At 66.6% G+C, this 25,733-nt stretch carries 22 protein-coding genes, 1 pseudogene and 1 riboswitch; of the genes and pseudogenes, 9 read left to right on the forward strand and 14 right to left on the reverse strand.

Annotation, left to right across the window (positions count from 1 at the left end):
- The 4 genes and pseudogenes from U4Z64_RS20735 to U4Z64_RS20750 form a co-directional block, all read left to right on the forward strand.
- Positions 1–271: pseudogene (locus U4Z64_RS20735) on the forward strand (virulence factor); the annotation flags it as partial.
- Between the two features lie 71 nt (positions 272–342).
- A complete protein-coding gene (locus tag U4Z64_RS20740) occupies positions 343–600 on the forward strand; it encodes a PAAR domain-containing protein (protein WP_321821047.1) in 258 nt (85 codons plus the stop codon).
- Between the two features lie 18 nt (positions 601–618).
- Positions 619–933 carry a TrfB-related DNA-binding protein gene (locus U4Z64_RS20745; protein WP_044848364.1) on the forward strand — a complete coding sequence of 105 codons (315 nt, stop codon included), beginning with the start codon at positions 619–621 and terminating at the stop codon, positions 931–933.
- A gap of 268 nt (positions 934–1,201) precedes the next feature.
- Positions 1,202–2,686 carry an aminotransferase class V-fold PLP-dependent enzyme gene (locus tag U4Z64_RS20750; RefSeq protein WP_321820936.1) on the forward strand — a complete coding sequence of 495 codons (1,485 nt, stop codon included), beginning with the start codon at positions 1,202–1,204 and terminating at the stop codon, positions 2,684–2,686.
- A 254-nt stretch (positions 2,687–2,940) separates the two neighbouring features.
- Here the strand turns inward: U4Z64_RS20750 and U4Z64_RS20755 are convergent, their stop codons facing one another.
- The gene (locus U4Z64_RS20755) at positions 2,941–4,056 is read right to left on the reverse strand and encodes a DJ-1/PfpI family protein (protein ID WP_321820937.1); all 1,116 of its coding nucleotides are present in this window, start codon (positions 4,054–4,056) and stop codon (positions 2,941–2,943) included.
- Between the two features lie 88 nt (positions 4,057–4,144).
- Between U4Z64_RS20755 and U4Z64_RS20760 the strand changes: the two genes are divergently transcribed.
- Together U4Z64_RS20760 and U4Z64_RS20765 are read left to right on the forward strand one after the other, a co-directional pair.
- A complete protein-coding gene (locus U4Z64_RS20760; RefSeq protein ID WP_321820938.1) occupies positions 4,145–5,155 on the forward strand; it encodes a GlxA family transcriptional regulator in 1,011 nt (336 codons plus the stop codon).
- Between the two features lie 409 nt (positions 5,156–5,564).
- Positions 5,565–7,097 carry an amino acid permease gene (locus tag U4Z64_RS20765; RefSeq protein WP_321820939.1) on the forward strand — a complete coding sequence of 511 codons (1,533 nt, stop codon included), beginning with the start codon at positions 5,565–5,567 and terminating at the stop codon, positions 7,095–7,097.
- A gap of 123 nt (positions 7,098–7,220) precedes the next feature.
- On the opposite strand, the gene glyA is transcribed toward U4Z64_RS20765, so the two are convergent.
- The 3 genes from glyA to U4Z64_RS20780 form a co-directional block, all read right to left on the reverse strand.
- Positions 7,221–8,468: a serine hydroxymethyltransferase gene (gene glyA, locus U4Z64_RS20770; protein WP_124667788.1), complete on the reverse strand. Its 1,248-nt coding sequence runs from the start codon at positions 8,466–8,468 to the stop codon at positions 7,221–7,223.
- A gap of 320 nt (positions 8,469–8,788) precedes the next feature.
- Positions 8,789–9,568 (reverse strand): glucose 1-dehydrogenase, encoded by a 780-nt coding sequence (locus U4Z64_RS20775; protein WP_321820940.1) that lies wholly within the window; start codon positions 9,566–9,568, stop codon positions 8,789–8,791.
- Positions 9,569–9,601: 33 nt separating this feature from the next.
- Entirely contained in the window at positions 9,602–10,849 is a 1,248-nt protein-coding gene (locus U4Z64_RS20780) for a D-arabinono-1,4-lactone oxidase (RefSeq protein ID WP_321820941.1), read from the reverse strand.
- 256 nt (positions 10,850–11,105) lie between these two features.
- On the opposite strand from U4Z64_RS20780, the gene U4Z64_RS20785 reads away from it, so the two are divergent.
- On the forward strand, positions 11,106–12,110 hold the full coding sequence (locus U4Z64_RS20785; RefSeq protein ID WP_321812933.1) for a helix-turn-helix domain-containing protein: 1,005 nt from the start codon (positions 11,106–11,108) through the stop codon (positions 12,108–12,110).
- A 187-nt stretch (positions 12,111–12,297) separates the two neighbouring features.
- On the opposite strand, the gene U4Z64_RS20790 is transcribed toward U4Z64_RS20785, so the two are convergent.
- The 10 genes from U4Z64_RS20790 to U4Z64_RS20835 form a co-directional block, all read right to left on the reverse strand.
- A complete protein-coding gene (locus U4Z64_RS20790; RefSeq protein ID WP_321820942.1) occupies positions 12,298–12,726 on the reverse strand; it encodes a 2-oxoglutarate dehydrogenase in 429 nt (142 codons plus the stop codon).
- A 51-nt stretch (positions 12,727–12,777) separates the two neighbouring features.
- Positions 12,778–14,628 (reverse strand): S10 family serine carboxypeptidase-like protein, encoded by a 1,851-nt coding sequence (locus U4Z64_RS20795; RefSeq protein ID WP_321820943.1) that lies wholly within the window; start codon positions 14,626–14,628, stop codon positions 12,778–12,780.
- Between the two features lie 837 nt (positions 14,629–15,465).
- On the reverse strand, positions 15,466–17,277 hold the full coding sequence (locus U4Z64_RS20800; RefSeq protein ID WP_321820944.1) for an ExeM/NucH family extracellular endonuclease: 1,812 nt from the start codon (positions 17,275–17,277) through the stop codon (positions 15,466–15,468).
- A gap of 213 nt (positions 17,278–17,490) precedes the next feature.
- Entirely contained in the window at positions 17,491–18,432 is a 942-nt protein-coding gene (locus tag U4Z64_RS20805) for a copper resistance D family protein (protein ID WP_321820945.1), read from the reverse strand.
- Entirely contained in the window at positions 18,429–18,809 is a 381-nt protein-coding gene (copC, locus tag U4Z64_RS20810; RefSeq protein ID WP_321820946.1) for a copper homeostasis periplasmic binding protein CopC, read from the reverse strand. The genes U4Z64_RS20805 and copC overlap by 4 nt, the downstream gene beginning before the upstream one ends.
- Before the next feature lie 14 nt (positions 18,810–18,823).
- Positions 18,824–19,171 (reverse strand): copper-binding protein, encoded by a 348-nt coding sequence (locus U4Z64_RS20815; RefSeq protein ID WP_321820947.1) that lies wholly within the window; start codon positions 19,169–19,171, stop codon positions 18,824–18,826.
- Between the two features lie 74 nt (positions 19,172–19,245).
- Complete coding sequence (locus U4Z64_RS20820; RefSeq protein ID WP_321820948.1) at positions 19,246–20,541, reverse strand: copper oxidase; 1,296 nt, start codon at positions 20,539–20,541, stop codon at positions 19,246–19,248.
- Between the two features lies 1 nt (position 20,542).
- Positions 20,543–22,243 (reverse strand): TolC family protein, encoded by a 1,701-nt coding sequence (locus tag U4Z64_RS20825; RefSeq protein WP_321820949.1) that lies wholly within the window; start codon positions 22,241–22,243, stop codon positions 20,543–20,545.
- Positions 22,240–22,545 carry a hypothetical protein gene (locus U4Z64_RS20830; protein ID WP_321810661.1) on the reverse strand — a complete coding sequence of 102 codons (306 nt, stop codon included), beginning with the start codon at positions 22,543–22,545 and terminating at the stop codon, positions 22,240–22,242. Before U4Z64_RS20830 ends, U4Z64_RS20825 begins: the two co-directional genes overlap by 4 nt.
- A gap of 94 nt (positions 22,546–22,639) precedes the next feature.
- Entirely contained in the window at positions 22,640–23,026 is a 387-nt protein-coding gene (locus U4Z64_RS20835; protein WP_321820950.1) for a hypothetical protein, read from the reverse strand.
- Between the two features lie 266 nt (positions 23,027–23,292).
- Between U4Z64_RS20835 and U4Z64_RS20840 the strand changes: the two genes are divergently transcribed.
- Both U4Z64_RS20840 and U4Z64_RS20845 read left to right on the forward strand, forming a co-directional pair.
- Entirely contained in the window at positions 23,293–23,964 is a 672-nt protein-coding gene (locus tag U4Z64_RS20840; RefSeq protein ID WP_044848315.1) for a heavy metal response regulator transcription factor, read from the forward strand.
- A complete protein-coding gene (locus U4Z64_RS20845; protein ID WP_321820951.1) occupies positions 23,961–25,376 on the forward strand; it encodes a heavy metal sensor histidine kinase in 1,416 nt (471 codons plus the stop codon). Before U4Z64_RS20840 ends, U4Z64_RS20845 begins: the two co-directional genes overlap by 4 nt.
- 139 nt (positions 25,377–25,515) lie before the next feature.
- Positions 25,516–25,691: riboswitch (yybP-ykoY riboswitch) on the forward strand.
- Positions 25,692–25,733: the final 42 nt, after the last annotated feature.

Consider the following 25,733-nt stretch of genomic DNA (forward strand, 5'->3'; position numbering starts at 1 on the left):
CGCCCTACTCGGCGACATGGGAACCGGCAGCGCGTTGACCGACGTCGCACTCGCAATCGGCCGAATCAACCATTTCGGCGGCAACGCCTTGGTAGCAGGCACGACCGACCCCGAGCACCCCGTCGCCGTCGTCGTCAGACCACCGTCGAAGCTCACCCCGATCGATCCCGCCAAGGACTGGTTCCGCGCACGCGGCGGCAACAACGCGTACCTCCCGTGGTGGGGACGCCGACACGACACCGACTACGGCATGCAAGGCTATTCGTGGTGATGCAAACCAGCACCGCGGCATGTGGCGAGCAAAACGCCAATGCCGCGCGAATCATCGAGAGGACGAGTCATATGCGAGGAATCATCCGGGTAGGCGACAGCCATACCCACGGCGGCCGGGTCGAGTCCGGCGCCGATATCAGCAAGGTCATGGGGCGGGCGGTCGCGCGCTTCGGCGACACGTGTTCGTGTCCGATCCACGGCACCTGCACGATTGCCGCCGGCGACGCTGCCTTCAACGTCGAAGGTCGGGCCGCCGCATTCGACGGTCACAAGACTTCGTGCGGTGCGACGCTCATTTCTTCCATTCCGAGCTCCGGGCGCCCCTGAATGCTGAAGATACGACGCATGACCGCCGAACAGTTCCAGCTGCTGCGGCTTCAAGATACCCGGATCAAACCGTTGAACCAATGGGCCCTGCACGAGATTTTCGTGAAGGGCCGCCCACAGCGCGAGCTGGCCGCGAAACTGGGTATGAACCGCTCGGCAATGTCGCAGCTCGTTCGCAAGGCGTGGCAGCGGTATCTGGAACTACCGGGCAACGTCACGCACCTCACCACGCTCACGATTACGATCCCCACGAAATATGAACAAGCGCTGCATGCCTGGGTGCAGGACGCGCATCGTTTATCGAATCAGCCCGATCAAGACGAGTTGACGTGATCGACGCGCCCCTCAAGGCGTTCACGGACATCCGATACGTCGCAGGCAGGCCGGGCAACGCCCATCGGCAGCGCCCGGCCGCGCCGGCATCCGCATGAACAATTCCCGATCTTCTATCAGGCCCAGACGAAAACAAATTCCCCCATATCAAACAAAAAGAAAACGTTATTCCACATCGCTCTGAATTCACAGCCACCTTTGGATCCTTTTTCCCCGTCCTCCCTCGTATCATTTCTCCCATTCCGAAGAGAAAGAACCAGAGAAGGACATGAGCGATACCACCCCGCTGCACTACCTCGACTACGCAGCCACCACCCCCGCGGATCCCCGCGTGATCGAAGCGATGACGGCCTGCCTCGGTGCCGACGGCATCTTCGGCAATCCCGCGTCGAGTTCGCACGCCGCCGGCCGGCTCGCGAAGGAAAAGGTCGAGCACGCACGCGCGCAGGTCGCCGCGCTGATCGGCGCGCAGGCCGACGAGATCGTCTGGACCTCGGGCGCCACCGAATCGAACAACCTCGCGCTGAAGGGCTACGCGGAGACCGCGACCGGCAAGCGCCACCTCGTCACGAGCCGCATCGAACACAAGGCGATCCTCGACACGATGGCGAACCTGTCGAAGCGCGGCATGACCGCGACCTACCTGACACCCACCGCCGACGGCGAAATCACCGTCGACGCCGTGGCCGCGGCGATCGGCCCCGATACGGGCCTCGTGTCGCTGATGCTCGTCAACAACGAACTCGGCACGCTGACCGACATCGGCGCGATCTCGCGCGTCGTGCATGCGGCCGGCGCGCTGCTGCACGTCGACGCCGCGCAGGCGCTCGGCAAGACGCCGATCGACGTGCGCGCGCTCGGCATCGACCTGCTGTCGATGTCCGCGCACAAGGTGTACGGCCCCAAGGGTATCGGCGCGCTGTTCGTCCGCCGCGAGATCGCCGAGCGCATCGCGCCGCAGATCCACGGCGGCGGGCACGAGCGCGGCCTGCGCTCGGGCACGCTCGCGACGCACCAGATCGTCGGCATGGGCGTGGCGTGCGAACTGGCCGCCGAGAAACTCGAGCGCGAAGCCGCGCGGATCGCGGCACTCAGCGCACGCCTGAAGGACGCGCTGCTCGCGCTCGGCGACATCACGCACAACGCGGCAGCGGCACGCCGCATCCCGCACACGCTGAGCCTCACGGTGAACGTGCCGGGCTTCTTCCCGTTCATGCTCGGCGATGCGCTCGCCGTGTCGTCGACCTCCGCATGCAACTCGACCAGCGGCGCGCCGTCCCACGTGCTGACCGCGATCGGTCTCGACGAGCAAGCCGCGGGCCGCACGGTGCGGATCAGCTTCGGCCGCTTCACGACGGAACAGGACGTCGATTTCGCGATCGCGTGTTTCGCGCGCGCGCTCGAGCAATGCCGGGCCGCGGCAGCGACCGGGTTCACCGCATCGCGACAGATCACGCCGGCGGACCTGAAAGCGATCCGCAGCGCCGGCTTTCGCGCGGTGATCTGCAACCGGCCGGACGGCGAAAGCGCCGATCAACCGGCATTCGAGGCAATCGCCGCCGCTGCGCGCGAACTGGGCCTCGACGCGCGCTATCTGCCGGTCGAGCGCGACCGGATCGGCGATGCGGAAGTCGACGCGTTCGGCGCGCTGGTCGATGCGCTGCCGAAGCCGGTGCTCGCCTATTGTCGAAGCGGAAGCCGCGCCGGGATGCTGTGGAACCGGCTGACGGCGCGGCGGACGGCAACGGTCTGAGCGCAGCCCGCATGTGACGAAGCATCGCGCGCGTCCACGTTCATGCTCGAAACCGACGTTTCGACGCGTGGCCGCTCGGGCGTCGCGATCAGCCGCCGAATGCAAGTCGGTGGAAAGCGCGAAGTGCGCGCGAAGTGCTGCGCGCATGTCCGCTGGCACAGGCCGGGCTCGTCGATCGGGACATCATCCCGCTCGGGTCTGTTCCGGCGTCGGAGGCCCTGTTTGCATCTGGCGACGCGCAAGCCCGGCAGCCGCTACTTCGCATACTCCAGTTGCAGCGCCACCCAGTCCGACGTCGCGCCGCCGTAGCGCGCCGCGACGTCGCCGAGCACACCGGGCAGCACCGCGTCGCCGCGCCGCCCGTCCGGAATCGTCACGCGCGCGTGGCCGGCATCGACCGGTTGCGTCAGCAAGCGCAGCCCGTGCTTCGATTCGATCACGTGCGCGTCCGCCGTTGCGACGATGTCGCTGCGCCATGTCCGCGCCCACGCATCCGCGGTGAGCGCAACCGGAAGTTCGTCGAATCCGCTCGCGACAGGCAGATCGAAGGTCCGATGCCGCCAGAACGCGACGCGATTCGTCAGTGCGGTCGCCACGGCGCGCGCGGTCAACCCGAACCGGCTGCCGTCGTGAACGTCGCTCCATCCGTGCGCGCCGATGTCGCGTGCCGTTTCGCGCGCCGCCACCGGCCCCGCCAGCGCATTCACCAACGCAAGCGACGCGGGAATCGACGCCGACACGCCGCTCGTCGTCATCACCTTGCCGTCCATCACGTAGCGGCGATCGTCGACCCACGCCGTATCGGCAAAACGGCGACGCAGCCCGTCGCGCGAATACCAGTGCGCGGTCGCGATGCGATCGCGCAGCAGCCCGGCGTTCGCGAGCACGGCCGCGCCATCGCAGATCGCCACCATCGTGGCGCCGGCAGCGGCCTGTTTGCGCAGCCACGCGAGCACGGCCGGCCGGTCGGCATGATGCAAGGCCGGCACGATCACGACGTCCGCGCCGAGGGGCACGTCCGCGTCGAACCGGTCGAACGTCGTATCGGCCAGGATCCGCAGCGCGGGCATCAGTTCGACGGCGCCGGCGTCGGCCGACACGGCCACGACATCGGCCGCGCCCGACGTCTTCAGAATCGCGTACGGGACGATGAAATCGGTCGTCTCAGTTCCGGCATTGTCCGCGACGATCGCAACGAGCGGCCGCGTGCGGCCCGCCTTCGGTGCGTTCACGCTCAGCGTTTGCGTGACCGTTCGTGCGCCGTGCGCGGCCGACGGCCCCGACTGCCCCGACATGCACGCGCCCAGCACCGCACACACGAGCAGCGCAACCGCCACGCGCATCGCCCCGTTTCTGTTCCGTTCCCGCATCGCCCACCCGCGTCAATCGATTGCATGTGCGGAAAATTACAAGGATCATGCACGCGGTCACAATGACAACTCCACCGCACTTTCCGCCATGCCCCAGTCAACCGGTCCGGCACGCGACATCGTCGTCGTCGGCTTCGAAGGCGTCCAGTCACTCGACATCACCGGCCCGATGGAAGTGTTCGCGGTCGCGAACCGCCATCTTCCCGGGCATGTCCCGCGCTATCGGCTCACGCTCGCATCGCAACACGGCAACGACATCGTCACGCACGCGGGCCTGCGTCTTGCCGGCCCGACCGCGCTTGCGGCGTTGCCCGAGCCCATCGACACGATCATCGTCGCAGGCGGCAGCGAAGCGGCGCTGCGGCACGCGGCGTCGAACGCCGGCGTGCTGCCCTGGCTGCGCACGCGGATCGCGGGCACGCGGCGGATCGCGAGCATCTGCACGGGCGCGTTCGTGCTCGCCGCGGGCGGATGGCTGGATGGCAAGCGCGCCACCACGCACTGGAATCAGTGCGCGACGCTGCAGGCGCTTTGCCCCGACGTGCGGGTCGAGCCGGATGCGATCTACGTGAGCGATCCGCCGTTTCATACGTCGGCCGGCGTGACGGCCGGCATCGACCTGTGTCTCGCACTCGTCGAGGCCGACTGCGGCGCGCCGACCGCGCTCGCGGTCGCGCGCGAACTCGTGCTCTTCATGCACCGTCCCGGCGGACAGGCGCAGTTCAGCGTCGGTCTCGACATCCAGGCAAACGCGACGCCACCGATGCGCGCGCTGCTCACGTCGATCGCCGACGACCCGACCGGCGATCTCGGCGTCGCCGCGCTGGCCACGCGCCTGCACATGAGCGAGCGCACGTTTGCGCGCAATTTCCTCAAGGAGGCGGGGCTCCCACCCGCGCAATTCGTGCTGGCCGCACGCGTCGAGCGCGCGAAGGCGCTGCTGGAGCGGGCAGACTGGCCTCTCGAACGGGTCGCGGAACGTTCGGGGTTCGGCAGCGTGGATGCGCTGCAACGTGCATTCGCGAAGCGGGTCGGGATATCGCCGCGCGACTACCGTGCGCGGTTCGGACGGAAACCCGGCAAGCCGCAAGCCGAGTAGGCCGCCACAGGTTCCCTGCCGGGCCGACTCACGGAATTGCGACACGGGGCGCGGTCGACTTCAGAAGGCGATTGCGGGCCATGTCGCCCTTCACGGGAGCGCACTTTTTCCCCCGGCTGTCGCATTTCGACAAGTACGGATCATCCCGATCCGCATGGATTCCTTACAAATATTCAGCCCGCCATGCGATGCCCCCGAACGGTGCACCCGTCCGGAGTTTCACCGGATTGCCGAAATCCGATATCGCCGCGAGATTTGGCTTCATACCGTTCCGTATCGGACCGGATACGCGATCGCCATCGATGCATGACAACGCGTGCCCGCCGACGAATTCCAGGAGCGGGCCGCAGCACCGGGCCCGGGCAGCGATGACGGTCCTGCCTCGCAGGACATACGTGACGGAGCGAATATGGATGCGAAAATCCAGCCTGATGCAGGTACCGACAGCGACGTAAGCCTCCTCCACAAGATGGGATATGCGCAGGAGCTGTCGAGACGCATGAACGGCTTCTCGAACTTCGCCGTGTCGTTTTCGGTGATCTGCATTCTGTCGGGCGGCATCACCGCGTTTCAACTGGCGTTCTCCGCGGCCGGCGGCGCCTCGGTCGGCCTCGGCTGGCCGCTCGGCTCGCTGTTCGCGCTGATCGTCGCGGTGTCGATGTCGCAGATCGCGTCCGCGTTTCCGACCGCCGGCGGCCTTTATCACTGGGGCGCGATCCTCGGCGGGAAGAAATGGGGGTGGATGACGGCGTGGCTCAACCTGATCGGCCTGATCTTCGTGATCGCGGCGATCAACTTCGGCACCTACGATCCGTTCTTCAAGACGCTGATCGCACCGATGTTCGGCGTCGGTCCGGACAGCCTGACGTGGTGGCATCAGACCGCGTTCATCACGGTCATCACGATTTCGCAGGCGATCCTGAACGCACGCGGCATCCGGATCGCGAGCAAGATCACCGACCTGTCCGGCTACCTGATCTTCGTCGTGACGATCGCGCTGGTCGTGTCGCTGCTGGTCTACTCGCCGGTCACGTTCGACCTGCATCGGCTCGTCACCTTCACCAACTACACGGGCGTCGACGGCGGCGCCTGGCCGAAGCAGACCACGCCGCTCGCGTTCCTGTCCGGCCTGCTGCTGGTGACCTACACGATCACCGGTTTCGACGCGTCCGCGCATACGTCGGAAGAAACGCACGACGCGGCGAAGAACGTGCCGCGCGGCATCATCGGCTCGGTGTTCTGGTCCGCGGTGTTCGGCTACGTGATGGTGTGCACGTTCGTGCTGGTCATGCCCGACCTGACCGCCGCGATGAAACAGGGCACCGGCTTCTTCGAAGCGATCCTCGCACCGATCCCGAAGACCTTGCGCGTCTGCCTCGAGCTCGCGATGTTCTTCATCAACTACGTGTGCGGGCTCGCCGCGATCATGTCGACGTCGCGGATGATGTACGCGTTCGCGCGCGACGGCGGGCTGCCGGCGTCGAAGCTGCTGCGCAGCGTGAATCACAAACACCGGACGCCCGGCCCGGCAATCTGGACGTGCGCGGTGCTCGCGATCGTCGTCACGCTGTACGGCGACGCGTTCTCGGTACTGAGCGCGGGCAGCGCCGTGTTCCTGTTCATCTCGTATGCGATGCCGATCGGTTCCGGGATGCTCGCCGAAGGGCGCACGTGGACCGAAAAGGGCCCGTTCCAGCTGGGCATCTGGTCGAAGCCGTGCGCGCTGCTCGCGCTGGTGGGCGCGTGCGTGCTCGCGTACGTCGGCATCCAGCCGCCGAACGAGAAGGTGCTCTACGTGCTCGTCGCATTCGTGGGCGTGCTGATGGTCATCTGGTACGGGTTCGGCGTGCGCAAGTCCTTCGCCGGGCCGCCGGTGCTCAAGGACACGCGTAACGACGAGCGTATTCGCGAACTCGAGGCGAACGTCGATCCGACCGTGTGACGCGACACCGATTCGCACACAGTGCAAAAAATCCGGCTCGCGGTGTGCGAGCCGGATTTTTTTACATCGCTTCGGAACGAGCGAGGCTCAACCGCATCGACGGTCGAACCCGATTGCCGCGTCTCAGCCGTAGACCGGGAAACGCTGGGTCAACTCCGCGACCAGACCGCGTACGCGTTCGATCGTCGCGGCATCTTCCGGAGCTTCCAGCACGTCGGCGATCAGGTTGCCGACCTTCTCCGCTTCCGCCGGTCCGAAGCCGCGCGTCGTCATCGCCGGCGAACCGAGGCGGATGCCGCTCGTCACGAACGGCTTTTCCGGATCGTTCGGGATCGCGTTCTTGTTCACCGTGATGTGCGCCGCGCCGAGCGCCGCTTCCGCTGCCTTGCCCGTGATGTTCTTCGCGCGCAGGTCCACCAGCATCACGTGGCTTTCCGTGCGGCCCGACACGATCCGCAGGCCACGCTTGACCAGCGTTTCAGCCAGCACGCGTGCGTTCTCGACGACCTTCTGCTGATATTCCTTGAACTCCGGCGACAGTGCTTCCTTGAACGCCACCGCCTTCGCCGCGATCACGTGCATCAGCGGGCCGCCCTGGATACCCGGGAAGATTGCCGAGTTGATCTGCTTCTCGTACTCGGCCTTCATCAGGATCACGCCGCCGCGCGGGCCGCGCAGGCTCTTGTGCGTCGTCGTCGTCACGAAGTCGGCGTGCGGCACCGGGTTCGGGTACACGCCCGCTGCGATCAGGCCGGCGTAGTGCGCCATGTCGACCATCAGGTACGCGCCGACCGACTTCGCGATCTTCGCCAGACGCTCGAAGTCGATCTTCAGCGCGAACGCCGATGCGCCCGCAACGATCAGCTTCGGCTTGTGCTCGTTAGCCAGCTTCTCGGCCGCGTCGTAGTCGATGTCTTCCTGTTCGTTCAGGCCGTAGCTGACGACGTTGAACCACTTGCCAGACATGTTCACCGGCGAGCCGTGCGTCAGGTGGCCACCATGCGCGAGGCTCAGCCCCATGATCGTGTCGCCCGGCTTGAGCATCGCGAAGAACACGCCCTGGTTCGCCTGCGAACCCGAGTTCGGCTGCACGTTCGCGGCTTCCGCGCCGAACAGCTGCTTCACACGGTCGATCGCCAGCTGCTCGACCACGTCGACGTACTCACAGCCGCCGTAGTAGCGCTTGCCCGGATAACCCTCCGCGTACTTGTTCGTGAGCTGCGAACCCTGTGCGGCCATCACGGCCGGGCTCGTGTAGTTTTCCGACGCGATCAGCTCGATGTGATCTTCCTGGCGGCGGTTCTCGTCCTGAATGGCAGTCCAGAGTTCCGGATCGACGTTGGCGACGGTGCTGGTAGTGCGATTGAACATGATGATTGATCAAAAGAGAGTGATGGATTGACCCTGGTGGGCCGGACTTGCCCGGACCCGCGAAGTCGAGCGCCGGACCGGCGCTCGATGACGTCGACAACCATGCCGCCCCGCGACGCCGGCTGAACGGTGATTCGGCATTGCCATTCCAGCAGACGCAGATTCGTTCAGATAGAAGGATTACGACAATCCGCTAGGACACATCGCGCGGCGAACCGGCAAAAAAAATCGAAGGTCCGCATCGCTGCGGAACCTTCGACAGAACCTGCCGTTCCTGGGGAGCTCGCGCCTGCCCGTCGGCTTCCTGCGAATATCGGGGCCTAAACGGCGGAGAAACAGTTGTCGACGAACAGATGGGTGCCGTTGACGAAGCTCGATTCGTCCGACGCCAGGAACAGTGCGGCCGCCGCCACTTCCGACGGCTCGCACAGCCGGCCTTGCTGCACTGCGATAGCCGCTTCGGTCGCGTCCACGCCCATCGCCTGCAGATCCCTCAGCTCGCGCATCCCGTGCGGCGTGCGGATGAACCCGGGCGCGAGCGCATTGCAGCGGATGCCGCGATCGCGGTATTCGACGGCGATCGCGCGCGCGAACATGTGGCATGCGCCCTTGGTCGCGTCATACAGCACTTCGCCGGGCGTCGCGCAGACGGCCGAGATCGACGACGTGCAGACGATGCTGCCGCGCCCTTTTTCCAGCATCTGCGGCAGCACCGCCTGCGTCATCAGGAACATGCTCTTCACGTTCACGCCCATCAGCCAGTCCCACTCCGACTCCTCGATGTCGAGGAACGGTTTGACGATCAGCGTGCCCGCGTGATTGAACAGGATGTCCGCGTTGCCGAACTGCTTGCGGGCCGCGTCGACCGCGTTCCGCACGTCGGACTGCTTCGACACGTCGGCGCCGAGGCCGATCGCCTGCAAGCCGGCCTCGCGCAGCCGCGACGCGAGCGTGTCGGCCGCGTCGCCGTCGCGGTCGATGATCGCCACCTTCGCCCCCTGCGCGGCGAACAGTTCCGACGCGGCGGCGCCGCATCCGCCCGCGCCGCCGCTCACGATGGCGACCTTGCCGGCCAGGCGCCCGTCGATCTTGACATTCATGAGTCGTTCTCCAGTCTGGTTCGTTCGGACCGCTCAGCTGAACAGCGTCCGAAGATGATCGTTGAGGAAATGGCCTTCAGGGTCCACGCTGCGGCGCAGTTCGCGGAACGCCTCGGCCTTCGGGAACCAGCGGTCCACGTCGTCGCGGTTCGTGAAGTGCAGCTTGCCCCAGTGCGGACGCGAGCCGTAGTCGCGCAGGATGTCGTCGACGTCCTTCAGGAACGGCCAGTAGTCGACGCCGTTCGGACCGCCCGAGCACGAAATCGTCACGCTATCCTGATGATTGAACGGGCTGATCCACGCCGGGTCGCCCTTCGTGAAGCGGTACTCGACCGGGAAGATGCAGTCGCGATGCTTCGTGAGGATCAGCTCGCGCACGCGGCGCAGCGCTTCCTTGCCGTGTTCGGCGGGCACCGCGTATTCGAGCTCGTGGAAGTTCGCGACGTAATGAATCGCGTAGACCTCGGAGCTGTACGCGATCTTCTCGTGCTCGCCTTCGTAGAACGTGCGCTCGTCGGTGATGTCCATCACCTTGATCTCGCACACGTCGTAGTCCTTCTTCGAATTCGACACCTTCGTGGTGTCCGGCAGGCAGTACAGGTGACGGCTTTCGGACGTCGGGCACCAGAAGAACCCGAAATGGCGATGCTTCGCCGCGAGGTCGTCGTACTGTTCCATCAGCGCCTCGAAGTCCTCGCGCCACACGCGGTCGTGCAACCAGAACGCGTCGGTCACCTGCAGCGTCAGCTCCGACACCACGCCGAACAGGCCGAGGTTCACCTGGGTCGCGTGCAGCAGATCGAGGTCCTGCTGGTCGCTCACTTCCATGATCGAGCCGTCGGGGCGAACGATCCGCATCCCGACCACCTGCGACGACAGGTTGCCCAGCGTCGTCCCCGTGCCATGCGTGCCGGTTGCGAGCGCACCGGCAATCGCCTGGGAATCGATGTCGCCCTGGTTGACGAGCGAGAAACCGATGTCCTTCAGATGACGCGTCACCGCATTGATCCGCGTGCCGGCCTTCACCGTGACGCGCTTGCGTCGCTCGTCGACCGCGACGATGCCCTCGTAGTCCTTCAGCGACAGCAGCAGGCCGCTCGTCGCGACGATCGGCGTGAACGAATGTCCCGATCCCGAGCATCGGACGTTCTTGCCCTGGCGCGTCGCGGCCTGCACCAGTTCGGCGATTTCCGCCTCGCTGGTCGGCGACGCCATGTGCGCGGCGACGCACGACTGATTGCCGACCCAGTTCCGCCAGAACCCGCCACGTGGAAGCTCCATCGACGTCTCTCCAGAAAAGTGCCGCCGGACCCGCGCCGGCAGCCGTGTTCGGTTCGTCCGGCAACGAAGCGGGATGCTCCCGGCGCCGGCGCGATGCGTTGTGTTCCGTTCGTACCAAAGGTATTGCGCCGGCCGGCTTTTCACTATCGGATTTCGGCAAGCGAGGGTTTTCTCCGGGAATCGGGCCGCCGGGGTTTTTGACCGGCGCGCGCAGCGGCTACAATGCGTCGATCCGGCCCGCCCCTTCCCGACTCCGATGACGCCGTCCGCCGATCCGAGCGATTTTTCCGGCGCCCCGCCGTTCGCACGCGCGGTGGCGTTCTGCGCGTTCACCGACGTGGAGGAACAGGCGCGGATCTTCGACGGCTGGCATCTCAACTACACGCAGATCTCGGGCGGCCGGTTTCATGGTTCGTCGTCCATCGTGTCGCTCGGCGGCATCCGGCTCCTGGTCGAAGACCTCGACAAGGTGATCCTGCAGCAGGGCGCGGTGCCGTCGGACCGCATCGCGGTGGCCGTGCCGCTGGAACTCGAAGGGCATGCGCGCATGTGCGGCGAGAAGAGCGGGCGCGACAGCCTCCACGTGTTTTCCAGCCAGCCGGTGTTCGAGTTCTATTCGCCCGACCGGCACGTGCTCGTGAACGTCGAGATCGAGCCCGACAAGCTGTCGACGGAAGCGATGCGCACGCTCGCCGCGTCGCTGCGCGCGCGCACCTTCGCGCCGCTGATCCCGATGACGCCCCAGGTCGCGGACCGCCTGCGCGACCTGCTGCGCCACACGATGGCCGCGGCCGCGAAGAGCACGCCGATCGAGGACGTGACGACGCCGGCGCGGATCGAACTGCTCGAACGGACCGTGCTGTATGCGATTTCAGAAGCAATGACGATGCCCGCGCCGGATGCGAACGCCCTCGCGACGCGGCCGACGAAGTACTGGTCGCTCGTCAACGCGGTGCAGGCGCGGCTGCAGGATGCGTCGACGTGCCCGCTGTCGATCGCCGAACTGTGCGTGCAGCTCGGCATCAGCCGGCGTACCGCGCAGTACGCGTTCAACGACACGCTCAACCTGAATCCGATCGCGTACCTGCGCGCGGTCCGGCTGAATCACGTTCGCCGCGAGCTGCGGCTCGGCGGGTCCGTGACGTCGGCCGCGACGAAGTGGGGCTTCTGGCACCTGAGCAGTTTTGCGCAGGACTACCGCGCGATGTTCGGCGAGTTGCCGTCGGCGACGGCGAGGCGCTACGCGCACCGGGAAGGCTGAGCGTCGATCGCATGAAGCATGACGCGGCTTCGCGTTGCCCGCGCGTGAACCGAACTTCGATGAAGAAAGCCGCGGCCGAACGTGCGCCGCGGAGGTTGAAGGCAGGCCGCCGCCGCGGTCGAGCGGCCGACCCCCATCGGCACCGGCCGACACCGGCCGCCCTCCCGCGCGCGACCTGGCTACACCGTCACTCCTGCTGTTCCTGCTGCGCCTGCACCTGCCGCTGCTGGATGAACTGCCGCACATCGCTCATCGTCACGCGACCGGTGTGTTTCGCATCGATCTCGTCGAAGTGCTTCGCGACGAACCCGAGCCCGCCCCTCTGCGCCTGCGCTTTCGTCACCGCCGCGCCGTTGCTCAGTACCGTGTTGCCGCCGAGCCGGGCATCGACGCGCTTCTGCGCCTGCTGCTGCAGCGTCGCGCCGGTCGACGGCAATACCGGCGCCACGCGGGTCGAAGGAAAGAACGGGCCGTCGACGCCGTGCCCGCCGCGCGGCAGCTTCACCGGCGCCACCGCCTGCGGCGGCAATGCGTAGGCGCTGCTCATCACGGCACCGAGGACGATCAACGGGGACATACGCCGCATCAAGTTGATTAGGGACATGATCACTCGCATTCAATGGATGAATAGAGGGTTCCTTTTCGCAAGGAGTCCGTCGTTTACGGTTTACGGTGCCGTTGCCAGCGTCGTCGCGGTGGTCGCGCCCGGCGCGGCGCCGGTCGGCGTGCCGGCCGGGTTCTCGTCCGGCCACGGCGGCGGCAGCGTGTGCAGCGTCAGCGCGGTCGGAATCCGCCGGCCCTGATAGAAGAGCTTCAGGTCGCGCTTCATCTGCGGACGGGCCACGTCATCCAGATACGTCATGTGCCCGCCCTGGAAGAAGTTCACCTGCAGCTTCGGGTTCAGCCCCTTCACCGTCTGCAGCCGCGCGAGTTGCTTCTCGGTGTTGAAGAACGGTGTCGCCAGATCGTGGAGGCCGTTCTCCGCGAGCACCCGGAGCTTCGGATTGAGCTGCAGCGCGCCCAGCAGATCGGGGATCGTGTCGGGCATCGGCTGGCCGTCATGCGAGAAGTCCCACACCTGGATGATGTTGTCGTTCAGCGGCAGGTAGGTCGCGTTCGGCGCGGTGTAGCCGAGGTAGTCGGGCATCTGCGTCGCGAGCGCGTTGGTGAACGGCTGCGAGATCAGGATGTCCGACGGATCGCCGTCCGTTTGCAACCGCGGGTCGGCGTTCGGCAACGACACGCGTCCGTCGTAGCGGCCGATCGTCGTGCCGGGCACCAGGTTCGTGCCGAACGGATTCGCGTTGAAGTAGTCGCGCAGCGCGTGCTGCGTGAGGCTCGACGGCAACGACCACAGCGTCAGCGTCGCATCGCTCGGGAACACCGGCGTGCCGAGCGCGTCCGGAATGCCGAGCTGGCTCAGCACCCACGACTGCGAGTACTGCTGCAGCTGGTTGTAGATCAGCGTTGTGAACAACTCGGTCTGCAGCGCATACAGATAGGGATTGACCGGCGCCGGCGACACCTGGTTGAAGTACGCCGCGACCGCCGCATAGCCGGGCAGGTAGCCGGCCACGGTATCGGTCTCGAGCAGCAGCCCTTCGGTCGACTGCGTGATCGCGACCGCTTCCACCGCATCGGCGAAGTAGTTCAGGATCGCCGACTGCAGCACGATCCCCGTCAGGTGCACGCCGGCCGATTCGAGCGCCAGCGCGAGCATGTCGGTACGCGGCGTGCCGTACGATTCACCGTACAGGTAGATCGGCGACGTGCCGCGGTTGTTGACGTTCAGGTAGCGCTGGATGAAGTCGCGCATGATGTTGACGTCCGCATCCGAACCCCAGTACTTCTGGTTGGTGTTCGGCAGCACGGCTTCCGACAGCCCGGTTCCCGGCGGGTCGATGAACACGAGGTCGGTCGTGTCGATCAGGCTTTCCGCGTTGTCGACGAGCGGATAGTTCGGCCAGTTGCTGCCGAACAGCGGATCGGGCGTGGCGACACGCGTCGGCGCGAACGAGCCGAGCCGCAGCCAGATCGACGACGAGCCCGGGCCGCCGTTGTAGACGAACGTGACGGGGCGCGGCTTGCCGTTCGTGCTCGGCACCGTGTACGCGACGTACGACATCGACGCTTCCGCGTTGCCGTTCGCGTCCTGCGCGGTCAGGTGGCCGGTGGCCGTCGTGTAGCTGACCGTCGTGCCGCCGGATTGCCACTGGTAATGCATCACCGCCGCCTTCTCCGAGACCTGCGCGGCCGCGAGGCCGTCGGTCGCGTTCATCGAATAGGCGACGGGGTCGACGTAAGGCTGGTTCGCCGCCGGCGTCTGGCTGCCGGCCGCCTGTTGCGCGCCGGCCTGCTGGCTGGCGGTGGCCTGCGCGAGGCTCGATGCGCCGACCGACGACGAATCGTCGCCGCCGCAGCCCGCAAGCACCATCGTCACGACGGTCAATGCGCCCAGCCCGGCCAGCCGGCCGCGACGTGCGCGGCGGCTGCCGGTAATGCTCCTGTCTGGTTTCATGCCTCGATCCTTGTGTTGGGTCGGATACCGCTTCACACAGGCCGCCATCGCCGGCGAAAAACGCGCAGGCATACCCGCCACTCGCGTTGCACGGTCGGCAGACGGCGGTTGGGGAATGGACTTCTTCGAGAGACTGAACTTGATACAGACACAGCAAACTGCTGGCGGAGAATGATGCGGGAACGCCGCCCCCTGGCAGTTTCGACGACTTATCGTATTACCAATATTTACGACATGACAAAAATAGGCGGTGCTGCGCCGCGTTGTCAAAGATCATTCCGATATTAAAAAATCTCTTATGATGCGAACGGCGGTCAGTGTCTGGTATTTGAAAGAAAAACGATTGTTCGAACTAGACACGTTGCGTGAATCATTTTTCCTGAAATGCCGTCCGTTTTGCGCAGATCCCGTAGCGCTTGGCGAGTATTGGAATCGCGCGCAAAAGCCCTTCAAATCGACAGGATTTTTCTTTCATTTTAATTATCCGAATTCGATTAGAGCGAATCATTGAATAAAGCCCGACATCATCCACAAAATACCGATTCCGACCATTTGCACGATGCACCGAGGAATTATTTACCCGATATCGGAATTAAACCATCGGATGCACTGAACGGCATTGATGCGTAATACGCGGGTATTCGCAACGAAGAAGCGATCATTCGCGCCACGCGTTCCGGATCGGATTGCGGCGATCGCGAATCGGGCACGTGATGCATGGAGGAGAGAGAGGCCGGTGAGCGAGCGACAACGCATGATTTGCGCGCCGCCGCCGACTCACGCGACGACGTGCGGCAGCGCCGCACGCCGTACTTCAGAGGTTCGACGTGGAGGAAATCAGCGCCCGCCGCCCGGCAGCGCGATATCGATCAGCACCGGATCGTGGTCCGACGAACGATACGCATCCGGCGCGTAGAAGGTCTTCTGCTGCTCGGCCGACTTGTACGCGAGCGTGTACTGCAGCGCGAGCGGCTCGTCCGCGTTGATGTGCCATTCGTGCACGGCCTTCACGTGCGATGCGAGCGGCAGCGACGCGAGCGCGTGATCGAGGTAGCCGGCTTCGCCGTTGTACACGTAGCTGTACGCGTTCGCGCCGATCCAGCGCGACACGAGGTTGCGGTAGCCGCGCGATTCGAGCAGGCGGATCGGGTCTTCGTACGTATAGCTGTTGAAGTCGCCGATCAGCAGCGTGCCCTGCCCCGCGACGCCCGTCGGCGTGCCGGCGAGCCAGTCGGCCAGCTTCGCGGCCGCGCGCGTGCGCGTCGGGTTCCAGCAGCCCTGGCCGTCGCCCTGGTCGAGATCGTCGTTCGCCGCGTCCGGGCAGTTCTTCGACTTCAGGTGGTTGACCGCGATCGTCAGCGCCTGCTTGCCGCCGATCCGGCGGAACGACTGCGCGAGCGGCTGGCGGTTCTTGTCGTCGATCGCGAGCGTCGACGCGCGGCCGACGGGTTCGACCGTGCGGCTGTCGTAGATCATCGCGACCGTGATCGCGTCGCCGCCGAGGCGCGACGTGCCCGGGTCGACCACGCGCCAGTGGCTGCCGAGCTTCGCCGCGAGCTGGCGCACCGCGCTCAGTTCGCCATAGCCGTTGTTCTGGATTTCCATCAGGCCGATCACGTCGGCGTCGAGCGCCTTCAGCGCACTGACGATCTTCGCTTCCTGGCGCTGGAATTCCGGGTAGCTCTTCGCGCCGCGGTTGTTCGGATCGTCGAAGCCGCCGCCGAGACCGTTGCCGTTGAAGTAGTTGAGGACGTTGAACGACGCGACGCGCAGGTTCGATTTCGGATCGCGCGCCGGCGCGTTGGTGCGCGGGTTCGCACGCGCGTCGAACGCCGGCGCGGCCGCGCCGGGCAGCGGCTGCACGCGCCATGCGCCGTAACGCACCTCGAGCACGCCTTCGACGTCGCGCACGGTGTAGCCCGAGCGCAGCGTGTTGGCGGCCGACAGTTCGGGCGCCGGATACGGCACGGTCGCCGGGTTCTGCTTGTTCGAGCCGTCGTCGAGGATCAGCCGGTTGCGTGCGTTCGCATCGATCTGCGTCTGCGCCTGCGACGGCGGCACCACGCTCGTCGGCGTGTGCAGGCGGCCGTTGCTCAGCATCACGCTGCCGTAGCGGCCGAGCTCGTAGTTGTCGGTGACGGTGAGCGTCTGCGGCAGGCGCACGCGCATCCCTTCGTACGCGGCGAACGCGTTCGGGTTGTCGACCGGCAGCGTGAGCGTCGCGGGCGTGACCGTCTGGCCGTTCGCGCACACCGCGATCGCGCCCGACAGCGTCAGCTGCGTCTGCCCGTATTTTTCCTCGACCTTGCCGCTCACGTGCACGAGATCGCCGGCCTTCGCGCGCGCTTTCGGCGCATAGACGAACAGGCCTTCGGACACGCCCGGCTGGTTGCGGCGCTGCGCGTCGGCCTGCTGGACGAAGAAGCCGCCGAAGCCGTCCGTGCCGCCGAAATCGGCGGTGACGACCGCTTCGATCGACACGTTCTGCCCGGCGAGCGGCGACGGCGCACCCGGCCCCTGGATGTCGGCGATCGGCGTCGTGCTGCCGCCGCAGTTCGGGCTGACGGGGGCGGCAGTGGCGGCGAAGACCGGTGCGGCAAGCGTGGGAAGCAGCAATAGCGGGGCAAACAGGCGGATTGTCGAGCGCATGGCGGGGAATCCCGGTTGTGAGGATAGCGAAAGCTTAGCGGCGCTCGATGACAGTTGTTAGTAACCGGAAGACAGATGAACGTAATCTTCGACACCGCTGCGCGATGGCGATCGACCGCGCGCCCGCGGTCGGAAAGCGGGAAATCGCCTGACGAATCCCGCCCCCTGTTGCGACGATTTCCCGATGCCGGCTTCGCCCCGCCAACCGTGGAGCTAAACCGTCCCCGGCAACGCGCTCGACACGAGCACGGCAGCCACCATCAGCACGCCGGCCAGCACGACCGCCTCGATCCGCAGCACCGCGCCGAACCGGCGCAACAGGCCGGCCGGCGTCGCAGCGGCCGGGTCCTTCAGCGCCGCCAGCAGCTTCGGCATCTCGAAGAACCGGTTGTGCCCGCCGAGCGCCGCCGCGATCAGCACGAGCGCGAGCTTGAACAGCAGGATCTGTCCGTACGTCGACGCAAGCAGGTTCGCGGGCGTATCGACACCGCGCCAGCCGTTGTAAGCGCCGGTCGCGAACAGCACGATCAACGCATACGTCGACGCATCCGACAGCGACTGCACGAACGATGCGCCGGTCGTGCGTTCGCTCGCGGGCATGCCGGCAAGACGCGGCATCACGCCGAACGCCGTCACGAACACGAGCCCGACCCACGCGCTGATCGCCAGCAGATGCAGCCAGTCGACCCACACCGGCACGCTGAACAGCCCCGCGTCGACCGGATGCCCGCCGTTGCTGCGCGCGAGTGCGACGCCCGCGAGTGCGGCCCACATCGCGAACGGAAAGCGCGTGTCGTTCGCATCCCGAAGCAACGACAGCAGCACGACGACCGCCGTGAACACCGCACTGGCCAGCCACGCGTGGCCGAAGCCGGTGCCGGCGAGCATCGAGCGGACGGCCGGCCCGGCGTCCAGCATCGACACGTCGCTCATCAGCGCGCAGTGTGCCCAGAACGCGGTGGTGCTCGCGAGCAGCGACACGACGGACGCGATGCGCAGCGTCGCGACGAGACGCCGCGCGATGCCGTGCTGCCACGCCGACTCGCCGCGCGCGAGCCAGTGGCTGCCGAGCAGCGCGCCGACGATGACGGCGAACCCGGTGTTCTGGATCGCCACCGACACGAGCCTCAGGAGGCCGACGAAGCCCTCGTTCACCCCTTCACCCTGAACGTATAGGTACCCTTGGTGCGATGCGCGTCGGCGGTCATCGCCACCCACTGCACCGTGTACGCGCCGGGCGCGAGCTTCGGGATCGCGACGGTCATCACGCGCGGGTTCGACGCATCGACTTTCGCCTTTTCGTGCGCGACGGCGTTGCCGCTCGCGTCCGACACCTTCACCGAGCTGAACGCCGGTTCGAGGTCTTCGTTGAACGCAAGGCGCAACGTGTCGGGCGCGGTATCGACCGTGCTGCCCGTCGCCGGCGCGGCGCTTTCCAGCTTGCCGTGCGCGAATGCCGCGGCCGGCACGGCGGCGGCGATCGCGCCGGCCGTGGCGAGGGCGGCCAGCCGCCCGAAAGTGGTGATCTTCATGGTCATGCCCGTCATCACGGTTTCTTCAGCTCAACGACGGTCAGCGCGCCGCTCACGTCCTCGGCGACGAAGTCGACCTTGTCGCCCACCTTCACCTGCGACAGCATCGCCGGATCCTTGACCTTGAACACCATCGTCATCGCATCCATCCCGAGGTTGTCCAGCGGACCGTGCTTGATCGTCAGCTTGCCCGTGCCCGTATCGATCTTGCGGATCTCGCCGTGCGACATCCCGCGCTTCGCGTCGGCGCCCTGCATCGCGCCGCCGCTCATGTCCATGCCGGCCATGTCGCCGGCCGCGTACGACGCGGCGGAAAACGCCAGCATGCAACCCGTTGCAATCGAAACCAGTTCCTTCTTCATCGTGCGTGCTCCTGAGTGAGTGAAACGAAAACCGGCGGCCGCATCGTCACGCGCCGCCGCATGCTGCCTGCCGCTCAACCGTCCGGCAATTCGCCGGTGTATTCGTAGGCGACGGTGCCCTTCGGATGCCGGAACCAGCCCGGATCGCGATAGTCGTTGCGGCCGAGCCCCTGCCGCACCTTGCAGACCGTGAACATGCCGCCCATCTCCAGCGGCCCGAACGGGCCGGTGCCCGTCATCATCGGCAGGGTGTTGTCGGGCAGCGGCATTTCCATGCCGCCCATCGCGCCGCCGGTGCTGCCCATCGCCATGTAGTCGGGCACGAGCTTGCCGATCTTCTGCGCGAGATCCTTCTGCGGCACGCCGATCAGGTTCGGCACCTGGTGGCCCATCGCGTTCATCGTGTGATGCGACTTGTGGCAATGGAACGCCCAGTCGCCCGGACGATCGGCGGTGAACTCGATCGCGCGCATCTGGCCGACCGCGACGTCGGCCGTCACCTCCGGCCAGCGCGCCGCCGGCGGAATCCAGCCGCCGTCGGTGCCGGCGACCTCGAAGCTGTAGCCGTGCAGGTGGATCGGATGGTTCGTCATCGTCAGGTTGCCGAAACGAATCCGCACGCGATCGCCCGCCCGCACCGGCAGCGGGTCGATGCCCGGAAACACGCGCGAGTTGAACGTCCACATGTTGAAGTCCGTCATCTCGTTGACGCGCGGCGTGTAGCTGCCCGGATCGATGTCGTACGCGGCGAGCAGAAAGACGAAGTCGCGATCGACCGCCATCGTCGCGCGATCCTTCGGATGCACGATGAACATGCCCATCATCCCCATCGCCATCTGCACCATCTCGTCGGCGTGCGGGTGATACATGAACGTGCCGTGCGCCTCCAGCTGGAACTCGTAGACGAAGGTCTTGCCGGGCGGGATATGCGGCTGCGTAAGGCCGCCGACGCCGTCCATGCCGTTGGGCAGCCGCAGCCCGTGCCAGTGGATCGTGGTGTGCTCGGGCAAGCGGTTCGTCACGAAGATGCGGACCTTGTCGCCTTCGACGGCCTCGATCGTCGGGCCCGGCGACTGGCCGTTGTAGCCCCACAGGTTCGCGTTCATCCCGGGCGCCATCTCGCGCACGACGGGTTCGGCCGTCAGGTGGAACTCCTTCCAGCCGTTCTTCATGCGCCACGGCAGCGTCCAGCCGTTCAGCGTCGCGACGGGCGTGTACGGGCGGCCGTTGGGCGGCACGAGCGGCGGCTGCGTGCCGGCCTTCGCCATCGTGGGCGCTTCGGGCAGCGACGCCGCGCCGGCCTTGCTGACCATCGCCGCACCGAGCAGCGCGGCACCCGAGCCGCTGAGAAATTGTCGACGGGACACCATGTCAATGACCTTCCGGATGCGTTGCGGGCGCTGGTTGCGCCACGGGTGAAGAAGCCGGCCGCGACGCAGCGTCGGGCGTGGATGCGGCGGGAGCGTCCGCGCGCGGCGTTGGCTGTGTTGGCTGTGTTGGCTGTGTTGGCTGTGTTGGCTGTGTTGGCTGTGTTGCCTGCGTTGCCTGCGTTGCCTGCGTTTCCTGTGTTGCCTGTGTTGCCTGTGTTGCCTGTGTTGCCTGTGTTGCCTGTGTTGCCTGTGTTGCCTGTGTTGCCTGTGTTGCCTGCGTCGGCTGCGTCGCCTGCGTTGCCTGCGTTGCCTGCATCGGCTGCGCCTGCGTTGTCTGCCCAGTCGGCAGCCGGCCGCCGACGGCCGCCTGCAGATCGGTTTCAGCGAGCCAGTAGTCCTTTAGTGCATCGATGTAGCCATTCACCGCGCCGACCTGCTCGCGCGCATCGGCCAGCAGCTCGAACACGCTCGCGAGCATCCCGTTGTAACGCAGCAGCAACTCGTCCGAGATCGTTCTACGCAGCGGCACGACTTCGTCGCGATAGTGCTTCGCGACGTCGTAGCGCGTCGTGTATGCCGCATACGATTCGCGCACTTCCGAGCGCGCGTCGATGGCCGTCTGCGCGAGCCGGTTCGCCGACTGCATGTAGACGGCCTCGGCCCGCGCGACCTTCGCGCCGCCCCAGTCGAACAGCGGAATCTCCACGCTGATCTCGTAGCCGTGCTCGTGCCCCTTGTCGGTCTCGTAGTTGTTCACGTAGCCGAGATCGACCGCGTTGACGAAGCGTGTCGCCTTGCTGAGCCCGAGCGACGACGCGACGCCCTGCGTCCGCAGCTTCGCGGCCTGGATGTCGAGGCGGTTGCTCATCGCATAGCGTTCGAGATCGGGCAGATCGGGGCGCGCCTTCGGCAGGTCGGGCAAGCGCTCGGGCAGCGTGTACCGCGTGCGCTCGCCCCACAACCCCATCGCGCGCGTGAGCTTCTCGCGCGCGGCCACGGCCTGCTGTTGCGCCTTCGCCTGCTGTGCGACCGCGTCCGCGTGGAACGCCTGTTCGCGTGCGTAGTCGAGCCGGCTGGAATTGCCGGCCTGCCGCATGCGCTGCGCGAGTTCGGCGGCCGCGCTCGCGGCATCGCGCACCTGTTGCGCGTAGTTCGCGGCCTGTTCGGCGGCGACGGCTTCGACATACGCACGGCGCGCGTCGGCCGCGACCTTCAGCATCGCGTCGGCCGTCTCGAGCCTGGTCTGCTCGAAGCGGCGGCGTTCGATGTTCGTCGCGAGCGGCAGCATCAGCAGCGCGAACACGTTGGCCGAGAACGTACGGCCGAGACTCAGTTCGCCGTCGCCGGCCCGCGTGCGGCTGAACGAGAAGCGCGGATTCGGCAGCCGGCCGGCCTGCACGAGATCGGCCTCCGACAGCCCGAGTTCCGCATACGACGCCTGCAAGCCGCGATTGTTCAGCAGCGCAAGCTGCACCGCGTCGTCCATCGACAGCGGTTTCGCGAGCAATTCCTTCGTCCGCTTGTCAACGGCTTCGCGGTCGGCATCGGTCCTGACGATGACGGCGTCTTTCCCGATCCGCTCGGATGCGGCGGACGACACGGCGCCGAAGCCGCCGTCCTTCGAAAACGTCGTGCAGCCGGCGAGGAATGCCAGCGCGAGCATGGTCGCGCCGAATCGCGGTGAAATCGCAAATCGCATCATTGCCCGGCCTCTCCGTGCATCGAATGGGCTGCGCCGCCCGCCGGGTTTCCGGGCTTCGCGTGTCCGGTCGCGGGTCCCTTCGTGGCCCCCTTCGCGGGCCGCTCCATCACGTCCCGGTTCAGTTGCTTCCAGCCCGGGCCGGCGTCGTCGCGATACGGCACGTAGCCGTCGAACGCGGACGTCGTCGTGACGTCCGGCACCGACGCGGCCGCATCGGCCGGATCGGGAAAGGCGGTTTGCGCGGGCGCGAGCGACGGCACGAGGCTCGCCGCGCCAAGCAGCGCCGCAATGATCAATCGCATGGATGTTTCTCGTCGTGAGTCGTGAGTCGTGCGGCGGACGTCGGGCGTTCGCCGGCACCGTGTGTGGATCGCGGCCGGTGGCCGCGGGCAGGGACTAGACGGAAATCCGGCGCGGCGGCCTGTCGATGCCGCCGGTCAGGAACGACACGACGACGGTCGAAGGCGCGAAAGAGACGATCGCGGTACCGATGTCCGACGTAACGGGCACCGCAGGCACCGCCGCCATGCCCGTGCCGAAACAGCAGGATCCGCAGGCGGAACAAGGCGTCGCATGCCGCGAGTGGTTGTCGTGCTCATGCGGTTCGCCGTGCATGCGCTGCATCGCATGCGACGCAGCGGGCGCAGCGGCGCTCGCCCCATGCTCCGCATGCGGCACCGCAGCGACCGTGCCCGCGCACCGCATCGACCCGGTCGCGAACGACTGGATCGGCACGCACAGCGCCAGCAGCACGACGAGGATGAATTTGCGCCAGTACGACATGGATGCGGAATCAGGCAGACAATGACCGGATGAACGGGAGCGGCGCCGCGATGGCGCGCTCCGGACACAAGACGGCCGCAGCTTATCGTCGCCGGCGTGACGACGACATGGCCGAAACATGACCGGATTTTCATGAAGGGCGGCACGGCATCGCACGCGCGCCGGATGACAATTCCGTCATCCGCCGGTCATCTTTCGCGCACGCGCGGCGCCGTAAGCTCACGCGTTACACTGACCGGCCGGAATCACCCACGGCCTGCACCACCATGCGGATACTGATAGTCGAAGACGAACCCAAGATGGCGTCGTACCTCCGCAAGGGGCTGACGGAGGCGAGCTACACGGTCGACGTCGCCGAGAACGGCCAGGACGGGCTGTTCCTCGCGCTGCACGAGGATTTCGATCTCGTCGTGCTCGACGTGATGCTGCCGGAACTGGACGGCTTCGAGGTGCTTCGGCGCCTGCGCGCGCAGAAGCAGACGCCGGTGCTGCTGCTGACGGCCCGGGAGGCGATCGAGGACAAGGTCACGGGGCTCGAACTGGGCGCCGACGACTACCTGCTCAAGCCGTTCGCGTATGCGGAGTTCCTCGCCCGCATCCGCTCGCTGCTGCGCCGTGCGCCGCGCAATGCGCGCGAGATCCTGCAGGTCGCCGATCTGGAAGTCGACCTGATCAAGCGCCGCGTGCGGCGCGCCGACACCCGCATCGACCTGACCGCGCAGGAATTCGCGCTGCTGCAGCTGCTCGCGGAACGCGAGGGCGAAGTGCTCACGCGCACCTTCATCACATCGCAGATCTGGGACATGAATTTCGACAGCGACACGAACGTCGTCGATGCGGCGATCAAGCGCCTGCGCGCGAAAATCGACAACGCATACGAGAAGAAGCTGATCCACACGATCCGCGGGATGGGCTACGTGCTCGAGGATCGCGCGTGACCGGCGGCCCCGCCCCGTATTCGCTGCTTCGGCGCCTGACGCTCGCGTTCGCGGCCGTGGCCGCGCTCGTGTTCGCGCTGACCGGCGCGTACCTGTACCGCTCGCTGTCCGCCGAATTGACCCGGCGCGACGACATCGAAATCGCCGGCAAGCTCGACCAGTTCCTGCAGCTCGCGCGGGCGAGCGGCTCGACCGCCGCCCTGCGCGCCGACCCGGCCGTCTTCCATGAAGTGCTGCTGTCGCATCCGGGCGTCTATCTCGGCATCTACGACGGCGCGAACCGCCCGCTCGTCGAACACACCGACGCGGCCGGCCACACGCTCGCATCGGTGATCGCACGGCCGCAGCCGGCCGGTGCCTCGCGCGCGGCCGCCAGCCCGTTCAGCTGCGCGCCGCCCGGCATCGGCCCGTCGCGCTGCGTGCGTGCACGCGCCACGTTGCCGTCGGGCGAAACCGTCCAGGTCGCGGTGGCGCGCACGGCGGCCGATCGCCAGTCGCTGCTCGAAAGCTATCGCGTCGACATCTGGCTCGCGGCCGCGCTCGGCGCGCTGCTGGTCGGCGCGCTCGGCTACGCGGTCGCGTCCCGCGGCCTGCGTCCGGTCGAGAGCCTCGGCCGGCAGACGTCGCGCATCGAGGCGCACAACCTCAACGCGCGTCTCGACGCGCGCGGCGGCCCGGTCGAGTTACGCGAGCTCGCCACCTCGGTCAACCGGATGCTCGACCGGCTCGAGCGCGCGTTCGTGCGGCTGTCGCAGTTCTCGTCCGACCTCGCGCACGACATGCGCACGCCGCTCGCGAACTTGATCAGCGCGTCGCAGGTCACGCTGTCGCGCGCCCGCACCACCGAGGAATACGAAGCGCTGATCGAATCGAACATCGAGGAATGCGAACGGCTGCAGCGGATGATCGAGAACATGCTGTTTCTCGCGCGCACGGACAACGCGCGGCAGCACCTGAAGACCGCCGAACTCGACGCCGGCAACGAACTGCGCCGGCTCGCGTCGTATTTCCAGGCGCTGGCCGACGAGGCCGGCGTGCGGCTCGACGTGCGCGGCGAAGCGCCGATCGTCGCGGACGCGACGCTGTTCCGCCGCGCCGTCAGCAACCTCGCGTCGAACGCGCTCGAACACGCGGAAGCCGGGTCGACGATCGAGCTGGCCGTCTCGACCCGGCCCGGCTTCGCGGTCGTCGAAGTCACGAACCGCGGCGTGGCGATTCCGCCCGAACAGATCGAGCGGATCTTCGAGCGCTTCTACCGGATCGATTCGTCGCGGCACGGCGCGGCGCGCAACGCGGGGCTCGGGCTCGCGATCGTCAAGTCGATCGTCGAACTGCACCGCGGCAAGGTCGAGGTCGTGAGCCAGGGCGGACGCACGACGTTCGCGCTGTATTTCCCGGCCGGCGCTGCGTGACACGCGCGTGACGCCGCCGCGCGCGCACACCGATTGCTTCCTGGAATGGCATGTGCGTCCGGCAGAAGGCGGCTTACCATCCCGAATGAAGCGGCATGACCGCACACGCTTGCCGAAAGCGGCCGGCTCGGCTAGACTGCCCTTCGTCTTTGGGGAGTAGCCTGCTTTCCATCCCCGGAAAGCGAATGCGTCAACACACTCGGCCTGCGGCCGTGGCGTATTCGGCCGTATCGGTCTGGCGAGACCATCGACGCATCGCGTCGTTCCTGGTCGGACGTCGGCAGATGCGTCATGGTTCGTCCACGTCCGACCACGGAGTCCCCATGTTCCTCCTGGCTTCCCTCTCGCATTTCGCCA

The organism is Burkholderia sp. BCC1996 (assembly GCF_905339955.1).
In the GTDB taxonomy this organism is placed as follows: Bacteria; Pseudomonadota; Gammaproteobacteria; order Burkholderiales; family Burkholderiaceae; genus Burkholderia.

Bases quoted from the DNA above. Each gene is read 5' to 3' on its own strand.
- U4Z64_RS20835 (WP_321820950.1), bottom strand. From the start codon at position 23,026: ATGTCGTACTGGCGCAAATTCATCCTCGTCGTGCTGCTGGCGCTGTGC.
- U4Z64_RS20790 (WP_321820942.1), bottom strand. From the start codon at position 12,726: ATGCGAGTGATCATGTCCCTAATCAACTTGATGCGGCGTATGTCCCCG.
- U4Z64_RS20785 (WP_321812933.1), top strand. From the start codon at position 11,106: ATGACGCCGTCCGCCGATCCGAGCGATTTTTCCGGCGCCCCGCCGTTC.
- U4Z64_RS20760 (WP_321820938.1), top strand. From the start codon at position 4,145: ATGCCCCAGTCAACCGGTCCGGCACGCGACATCGTCGTCGTCGGCTTC.
- U4Z64_RS20755 (WP_321820937.1), bottom strand. From the start codon at position 4,056: ATGCGGGAACGGAACAGAAACGGGGCGATGCGCGTGGCGGTTGCGCTG.
- U4Z64_RS20830 (WP_321810661.1), bottom strand. From the start codon at position 22,545: ATGCGATTGATCATTGCGGCGCTGCTTGGCGCGGCGAGCCTCGTGCCG.
- U4Z64_RS20820 (WP_321820948.1), bottom strand. From the start codon at position 20,541: ATGGTGTCCCGTCGACAATTTCTCAGCGGCTCGGGTGCCGCGCTGCTC.
- copC (WP_321820946.1), bottom strand. From the start codon at position 18,809: ATGAAGATCACCACTTTCGGGCGGCTGGCCGCCCTCGCCACGGCCGGC.
- U4Z64_RS20745 (WP_044848364.1), top strand. From the start codon at position 619: ATGACCGCCGAACAGTTCCAGCTGCTGCGGCTTCAAGATACCCGGATC.
- U4Z64_RS20840 (WP_044848315.1), top strand. From the start codon at position 23,293: ATGCGGATACTGATAGTCGAAGACGAACCCAAGATGGCGTCGTACCTC.
- U4Z64_RS20795 (WP_321820943.1), bottom strand. From the start codon at position 14,628: ATGAAACCAGACAGGAGCATTACCGGCAGCCGCCGCGCACGTCGCGGC.
- U4Z64_RS20780 (WP_321820941.1), bottom strand. From the start codon at position 10,849: ATGGAGCTTCCACGTGGCGGGTTCTGGCGGAACTGGGTCGGCAATCAG.
- U4Z64_RS20765 (WP_321820939.1), top strand. From the start codon at position 5,565: ATGGATGCGAAAATCCAGCCTGATGCAGGTACCGACAGCGACGTAAGC.
- U4Z64_RS20800 (WP_321820944.1), bottom strand. From the start codon at position 17,277: ATGCGCTCGACAATCCGCCTGTTTGCCCCGCTATTGCTGCTTCCCACG.
- U4Z64_RS20750 (WP_321820936.1), top strand. From the start codon at position 1,202: ATGAGCGATACCACCCCGCTGCACTACCTCGACTACGCAGCCACCACC.
- U4Z64_RS20815 (WP_321820947.1), bottom strand. From the start codon at position 19,171: ATGAAGAAGGAACTGGTTTCGATTGCAACGGGTTGCATGCTGGCGTTT.
- U4Z64_RS20740 (WP_321821047.1), top strand. From the start codon at position 343: ATGCGAGGAATCATCCGGGTAGGCGACAGCCATACCCACGGCGGCCGG.
- U4Z64_RS20775 (WP_321820940.1), bottom strand. From the start codon at position 9,568: ATGAATGTCAAGATCGACGGGCGCCTGGCCGGCAAGGTCGCCATCGTG.
- glyA (WP_124667788.1), bottom strand. From the start codon at position 8,468: ATGTTCAATCGCACTACCAGCACCGTCGCCAACGTCGATCCGGAACTC.
- U4Z64_RS20825 (WP_321820949.1), bottom strand. From the start codon at position 22,243: ATGATGCGATTTGCGATTTCACCGCGATTCGGCGCGACCATGCTCGCG.